This window comes from Streptomyces sp. MnatMP-M17 (assembly GCF_900091995.1).
Taxonomy (GTDB): Bacteria; Actinomycetota; Actinomycetes; order Streptomycetales; family Streptomycetaceae; genus Streptomyces.
The window spans coordinates 1-6,943 of record NZ_FMDK01000842.1; the positions used below are offsets into that span (position 1 = coordinate 1).

Consider the following 6,943-nt stretch of genomic DNA (forward strand, 5'->3'; position numbering starts at 1 on the left):
GGTGCTGGAGTTCGCGCCGGTCCCTATCGGTGAGCAGGGCGGCAGCCGCGGCCTGCGGAGTGTCGAAACCGGCCCGGAAGGCGGCGCTCGCGAGCCTGCCGTGGGCCTCCTTCAGCTGTAGCGCCGTGGTGTCGACCGCGCGTACGGCCTCGGCGGCCTCGGCCAGCCAATGGGCCCGGCGCTCAAGCTGTCCCGCGCGCTCCGCGACGGACTCGGCGTCTCCTCGGGCGCGGCTCAACTCGGCACGCAGCCCGCCCTGTTCGCGGTCGAGGGCTTCACGTCGTGAGGTACGGGCAGCGACGCGGCGTTCGGCCTGCTGTCGTGCGGCGAGCCGCTTCTCGTGCTCACGCTCGGCACGGTCGAGGGCCTCACGCGCCGCGTGCGTACCGGCCGCGAGCCGATGCACCTCGGTGTACTCCCGCTCCAACTCCCTTGTGAATGAAGTGAGTTCGGCGACTCCGGACCCGGAACCCACACCCGCGCCCGCGCCACCGGCCGCCTCGCGGGCCGCCGCGTACCGCTCCACGAGCGCGACATGCTCGCGCTCGGCCGTGTCACGGGCCCTCGCCGCCCGCTGATACACCGTCAACGCGGCTTCTTCGGCGGCCGGTTCGACCTGTCCATCGGCGGCGCGCGCGGGCTCGGGATGGGCGGCGGAGCCACAGACCGCGCACGGTTCGCCGTCGACGAGCCGGGCCGACAGCTCGGCCGCCATGCCCCGCAGCCGCCGCTCCCGCAGTTCGAGCCAGCTCTCATGCGCGGTGTTGGCATGTTCCCTGGCTTGACGCAGCCGCCGCTCGGCGTCGTCGGCCGCCGCTTCCAGGCTGTCGCGCCGGACGGCGGCTTCGAGCCGCTGCCGGGCCGGTTCGAGCTGTCCGGCGAGCTGTTCGGCGCGTGTCGCCGCCTCCTGGGCGGCCTCGATACGGTCCCGTAGCGCCCGGCGTTCGGACTCCCAGCCCGCCAGCCAGCCCGCCGCGTCCTGGAGGATCTCCTCGTCGGCACGCGCCTGCCGGTCCAGTTCCGCCCGTTCCTCGGTGATCTCCGTGCTGCGCAGCTCCGCGCGCCGGGCCGCGTCGAGAGCGCCGAGTTCCTGTCTCATGGCCCGTTCCAGCGAGGCCAGTTGCTCGGCGCCCGCCTCCGCGAGATCGGCCGGCAGCAGCGCCCGCTTGCGGTCGTACTCGTCACACGCCTCCCGATGCGCCTCCTCGGCCTCCTCGCGCAGGGCGAGCGCCGGGGCCACCAACTCGGCCTTGTGGGCCCGCTCCAGCAGCGCCTGGCCTCGGTCGCGCTCGGCGCGGCGGGCTTCGAGCGCCTCGGCGCGCAGTCGCGTGTCGGCGAACCGCCGTTGCAGCCGGGCCAGTTCGAGTACGGCGTCCAGCTCACGCCGGGCATCCGCCCGTCGGCTCTCGGCCGCGGTGAGCGCCGACTCCGCGATGTCGGCCCGCTCCTGGGCGGTGGAGCGGGCGACCGCCGCCCACTCCAGTACAGCCTGGGCGAGCCCTGCGTCGCCCGGCCGGCGCTCGGGCGGCGAGGGAGCCGAACTGCCGTCCGCGGCCTGGGCGATGCGCTGTGCGACACCGAGCAGCCGGTCATCACCCGTGCGTACCCGGTGTTCCGCGGCGCGGCGCAGCTCGGCGAGCCGTTCCTCGACCGCGGCGAACCGGCGTGTGTCGAAGAGCGTGCCGAGAAGCTTGCCGCGCGCCTCGGCGTCGGCGCGCAGAAAGCGGGCGAAGTCGCCCTGAGGCAACAGCACCACCTGGCAGAACTGCTCACGGCTCATCCCGAGGAGCTGGCCGATCTCCTCGCCGATCTCCTGGTGGGAGCGGCTCAGCGCCCGCCATTCGGCGCGCTCGGCGTCGTACTCCCGCAGCAGGCTCTGAGCCTTCTCCGTGGTGAAGCCCTTGGCCTTGGCGCGTTTCTTCGGACGCTGCTGCGCGGGCCGCCGGGTGATCTCGAACCGCCTTCCGCCCACGGTCAGTTCGAGCGCCACCTCGGTCGCGGTCCCGGCGGACGCGTGGTCGCTGCGCAGCGGAGCGCCGGGACTCTGCCGGGCTCCGGGCACGGCTCCGTAGAGCGCGTAGCAGACCGCGTCGAGTACGGAGGTCTTGCCCGCGCCGGTCGGGCCGTGCAGCAGAAAGAGCCCGGCGGTGGAGAGCGCGTCGAAGTCGACGGTCTGGGTGGTGGCGAAAGGGCCAAAGGCGGTGATCGTCAGCCGGTGCAGTCTCACCGGCTCACCTCGCGCGCCGCGCCGTCGGCCCGTATCTCGTCCAACGCGTCGCGCAGCACGGCGCGTTCGTGTTCGTCGGGCCCGGCTCCGCCCCGTACATGCGCCACGAAGTCCTCCGCGATCTGCTGGTCGGTACGGCCCGCGAGCCGCTGGGCGTAGGAGGCGAGCGGATCGTCGTCCGCGCGCTCGGGAGCGAAGACGAGGCTGAGCGTGTACGGGAAACGCCCGGTGAGCCGGGCCATGGGCTCGGCCGGGCGGACCGGATCGGTCAAGGTCGCCTCGACCCAGGAGTCCTCATGACGGGCAAGCCCGGGATCGTCGAGCAGCGTGTCGAGCGGGCCGCGGATCCTGGCCAGCGCGCGCGGCACCGGGCAGTCGACGCGCTCGGCGCCGATCTCGCCGTCCGGTCCCAGCTCCACCAGCCACATGGTCTTGCGGTGGCCGGTCTCGGAGAAGGAGTACGCGAGCGGTGAACCCGCGTAGCGGACACGCTCGGTGAGGATCTGGCAGCCGTGGAGATGGCCGAGCGCGGCATAGTCCACGCCGTCGAAGATCCCTACGGGTACGGAGGCCACTCCGCCGACGGTGATGTCGCGCTCGCTGTCGCTGGGCGCGCCGCCCACGACGAAGGCGTGCGCGAGGACGACGCAGCGGGTGCCGGGTGCGCGGCCCGCGAGGTCGGCCCGTACGCGCTCCATCGCGGCGCCGAGCACCGCCTCATGTGCGGGCTTCGCCGCCTTGAACTCGTCGCGCACCAGGGCCGGTTCGAGATACGGCAGTCCGTAGAACGCCACCTCGCCATGGGTGTCGGAGAGGATCACGGGAATGCCGCAGCCGGCCGGATCGGTCCGCAGATGGATCCCGGCGTGCTCCATCAGCCCGGCGCCGACGCCGAGTCGGCGCGCCGAGTCGTGGTTGCCGGAGATCATGACGGTCGGTACACCGGCCTTGGCGAGGCGGTGCAGCGCGCGGTCGAAGAGCTCCACGGCGGCGAGCGGCGGTACCGCCCGGTCATAGACGTCGCCCGCGACCAGGACCACGTCCACCGCGCGCTCCCGGACCGTCGCGACGAGATGGTCGAGGAAGGCGGCCTGGGCGTCGAGCAGGCTCACGCGGTGGAACGACCGGCCGAGATGCCAGTCGGAAGTGTGCAGAATCCTCATGTATGCGAAATCCTCAAATGAAGGCCTCGCCGCCCAGTTCCAGTACGGCCGTTCCGGCCGTGGTGTCGGCGAGCCAGGCACGGAAGGACGCCAGATCCGCGTCCGGCAGGCCGATGCCGATGGTGACCGTCTCGCCGTAGCGCACCTCGCGCACCGTACGGCCCGTGGCGCGCAGATCGTTCTCCAGCCTGCCCGCGCGCTGGTGGTCGACGGTGACGGTGGCGAGCCGGAAGCGCTGCCGTGTCACCGTGCCCAGGGCATCGAGAGTTTCGCCGACCACTCCGCCGTACGCCCGGATGAGCCCGCCCGCGCCGAGTTTGACGCCGCCGTAGTAGCGGGTGACGACCGCCGCGGTGTAGCGCACCTCGCGCCGCATCAGCATCTGGAGCATCGGCGCACCGGCCGTCCCGCCGGGCTCTCCGTCGTCGCTCGCCTTCTGTACGGAGGCGTCGGCGCCGATCACATACGCGTAGCAGTTGTGGGTGGCCGTCGGATGCTCCTTGCGGACGCGTGTGACGAACTCCTGTGCCTCCCGTTCGGTCGCGGCGGGCGCGAGCGCGCAGAGAAAGCGCGACCGGTTGATCTCGGTCTCGTGCGTGCCCGCGCGGGCGACGGTCCGGTACTGCTCCTGCATCTCTCCACCCTATGCGGCGGTGTCCGACGGGAATGGCCGGGGCGTACGGTCCGTTCTCCTGGCATGTACGCAGATGGCATATACGCAGACGCAGAGACGATCCGTAAGATCCTCACCTCGACCGGTGACACCTGGGCCGTGGTGGGCCTGTCGAACAATCCTTCGCGGGCGGCCTACGGAGTCGCGGCCACGCTTCAGCGCTTCGGCAAGAGCATCGTCCCGGTGCACCCGAAGGCCGAGACGGTCCACGGCGAACCGGGCTATGCCTCGCTGGCCGACATCCCTTTCCCGGTCGATGTCGTGGACGTCTTCGTCAACAGCGACCTGGCGGGCGCGGTCGCGGACGAGGCGGTGACGATCGGCGCGAAGGCGGTCTGGTTCCAGCTCGGCGTGATCGACGAGGCGGCGTACGCCCGCACCCGCGCGGCGGGCCTGTCCATGGTCATGGACCGCTGCCCGGCCATCGAGATCCCCAAGCTCCCCTGACCCGGGCTCCGGTCGGACAGCGCGTGCCTCAGCGCGCGGGCGGGATGGAGACGGCCATGACCAGTTCGCAGGTGTCCGGGCCGTCGTTGCGGTAGGTGTGCGGGACGTTCGCCTCGAAGGTCGCGGACGCGCCGGCCGGTACGGAGTGCGGTTCGCCGTCCACGACCAAGGTCAGCTCGCCCGCGGTCACATGGAGCAGTTCGGTGGTGCCCGGCGGATGCGGATCGGAGGAGCTGGCGTCACCGGGCATCAGGACCCAGGACCACATTTCGAGCGGCCCGCGCGCCTCGGCGCCCACCAGCAGCGTGGTGCGGCTGCCCGCCGGCGTGGACCACATCCGTACGGCCTGGCTCTCCGGTACGACTCTGACCTGCGAGCCCTGCTCGTAGTCGAGAAGCGTGGTGATGGAGACGCCGAGCGCGTCGGCGAGCTTGACGGTGGTGCCGACGCTCGGGTTCGTCCGTGCCTGCTCGATCTGGATGATCATTCCGCGGCTGACTCCCGCGCGGGCGGCCAGGGCGTCGAGCGTAAAGCCCCGTTCACCTCGCCAGCGTTTGAGATTGCGCGCCAACGACTGCGTGAGCTGATCGAGGTCAGACACATTCCGTCCAATATATTCAATGAGACAGTTCAACAGACTGCACTATGGTGGGCTGCACCGAATCGTCCATCGCACTGTACTGCGAGGCCCTTCATGACCGCACCGTTCGCCCTGGCCACCAGCGTGCTGTGGGGACTCGCCGACTTCGGCGGCGGGCTGACCACGGGCCGCCGCACACTCCCCGCACCCGTCCGACAGCGCGCGTCAGGACGGCCGTTCCAACTCCCCCAGCGCCAGCAGCTGTTCCGGCGTGATGCCTTCCGGGATCGGCACCGGCGCGGGCGTGCGCAGCGGCGGCTGCCAGCCGCGTTCGCCGTCCCAGCTCCGTACGACCCGCGCGGGCGCACCGGCCACCACCGCGTGGTCGGCCACCTCTCCTCGTACGACGGCGCCCGCCGCGACGACCACATTCCGGCCGAGCCGCGCGCCGGGCAGGATCACCGCGCCCGTACCGAGCCAGCAGCCGGGCCCTATCTCCACCGGTTCCATCCGCGGCCACTGCTTGCCGACCGGCACCTTCGGATCGTCGTAACTGTGGTTGGTCGACGTGATGTAGACATACGGCCCGCAGTAGGTGTCCGCGCCGATGGTCACCGTGGTGTCGGCGATCACATGGCTGCCCCGGCCGAGCACCACTCCGTTGCCGAGCGTCAGCACCGTCTCGGGGCCGAGGTCGAGTCCGGGCATCATCCCGGCGGTCAGAGTGACGTGTTCGCCTATGACGCAGTGCTCGCCCAGCTCGATCCATGGCTCGCCGAAGACCGTGCCCTGCGGAAAGGCGAGCCGGGTGCCGGTGCCGATCCGGCGGAAGCGCAGCCGTCCCGGACACTCGGCGCTCACCGCGCCGGTCTCCTGGATCCAGCGCCAGCCCTCGTGGACGGCCCGGGAGAGAAGACGGCGCCGCCAGGAGGCCAGTGCTGAGAGTGATGAGAACGTGTTTCTGTTCTTCGGCACCCGCCTCACCGTAGTCGGCGGCGACCGGCCGGACCGGGCCCACTCGCTGTGACGTTCACCCCACGACGCCGGCCACCACACCCGCCATGCACGGCCTCGCAGCACCCGCCCGGCACCCTTGGTTGGCTGAAATCAGTTGACCACGAGGTGTGTTGAGTCCCCGCAATGCCTCCGAGGACGGCCTCCCGGCGGCGGAACGGGGGGTACGGGCCACTGATCGGGCAGGCCAGGCCCGTACGACAGACCTCATAACGGACATCCCCATTTACCATGCCGCCGCTGGCCGGTGGGTGACTTCGGGACGAACTCCCCCGTTGTGTGGGCTCCGGGCTCTCCACGGCCTCCCGTGCCATTCCGCGTGGTTAGCATGAGCGCCACATGTGGTGCGGAAGATCGCCGTCCCCATCGGTGTCCGATCCCGCCCGTGCGGCCGAACCGCGCTGGTCGGCCGGTCTGTTTCCCCCCGCACTCAAGTACCGAGGGACCGCGGAATGTCAGTGCCTGTCGCCCCCAGCCCGCGCCGCATACGCACGAAACGGTCGTCGCTCGCCGTGCCCCTGACGCTGGTGGTGGTGACCGGCGCGGTCGCGGGCGCGGTGGCCGCGTCGGCTCCCGCCGCCGCCCGTGCCTGGGTGGCCGCCACCGTCGCGGTCGCCTGGGCGTGTGTGGCGGTCGCCGTCGTCATGGCCGCGCTGCTGGTCCGCCGCGTACGACGCGGTACGGCCACGGCGGAGAGCGAGATCAGGACGGCGCAGACGCGGCTGGCCCAGTCCGGCGCGGAGACCGCGCATCTCCTGAACGTCACGCTGCCCGCCGTGGTCAAGAGACTCCGGGACGGCGCGAGCGCCGAGGAGACGCTCGCCGCCACACCGGCGCCG

6 protein-coding genes and 1 pseudogene are annotated in these 6,943 nt (G+C 71.7%); 2 read left to right on the forward strand and 5 right to left on the reverse strand.

Annotated elements, in window-relative coordinates; genetic code table 11:
* The 3 genes from GA0115259_RS31685 to GA0115259_RS31695 all read right to left on the reverse strand — a co-directional run.
* On the reverse strand, positions 1–2,227 hold a 2,227-nt coding region (locus GA0115259_RS31685), incomplete at its 3' end, for an AAA family ATPase (protein WP_093603358.1).
* Positions 2,224–3,390, reverse strand: a complete 1,167-nt coding sequence (locus GA0115259_RS31690) for an exonuclease SbcCD subunit D (protein ID WP_093603360.1) — start codon at positions 3,388–3,390, stop codon at positions 2,224–2,226. The genes GA0115259_RS31685 and GA0115259_RS31690, both read right to left, overlap by 4 nt.
* Positions 3,391–3,403: 13 nt before the next feature.
* Complete coding sequence (locus GA0115259_RS31695) at positions 3,404–4,024, reverse strand: YigZ family protein (protein WP_093603362.1); 621 nt, start codon at positions 4,022–4,024, stop codon at positions 3,404–3,406.
* Positions 4,025–4,087: 63 nt separating this feature from the next.
* Between GA0115259_RS31695 and GA0115259_RS31700 the strand changes: the two genes are divergently transcribed.
* Entirely contained in the window at positions 4,088–4,510 is a 423-nt protein-coding gene (locus GA0115259_RS31700; protein ID WP_202450524.1) for a CoA-binding protein, read from the forward strand.
* Positions 4,511–4,538: 28 nt separating this feature from the next.
* Here GA0115259_RS31700 and GA0115259_RS31705 read toward each other — a convergent pair whose 3' ends face one another.
* Entirely contained in the window at positions 4,539–5,111 is a 573-nt protein-coding gene (locus GA0115259_RS31705) for a helix-turn-helix domain-containing protein (protein ID WP_093603364.1), read from the reverse strand.
* A 204-nt stretch (positions 5,112–5,315) separates the two neighbouring features.
* Positions 5,316–6,065, reverse strand: a complete 750-nt coding sequence (locus GA0115259_RS31710; protein ID WP_093603366.1) for an acyltransferase — start codon at positions 6,063–6,065, stop codon at positions 5,316–5,318.
* Positions 6,066–6,556: 491 nt separating this feature from the next.
* Between GA0115259_RS31710 and GA0115259_RS31715 the strand changes: the two are divergent.
* Positions 6,557–6,943, forward strand: a pseudogene (locus tag GA0115259_RS31715) (ATP-binding protein); the annotation flags it as partial.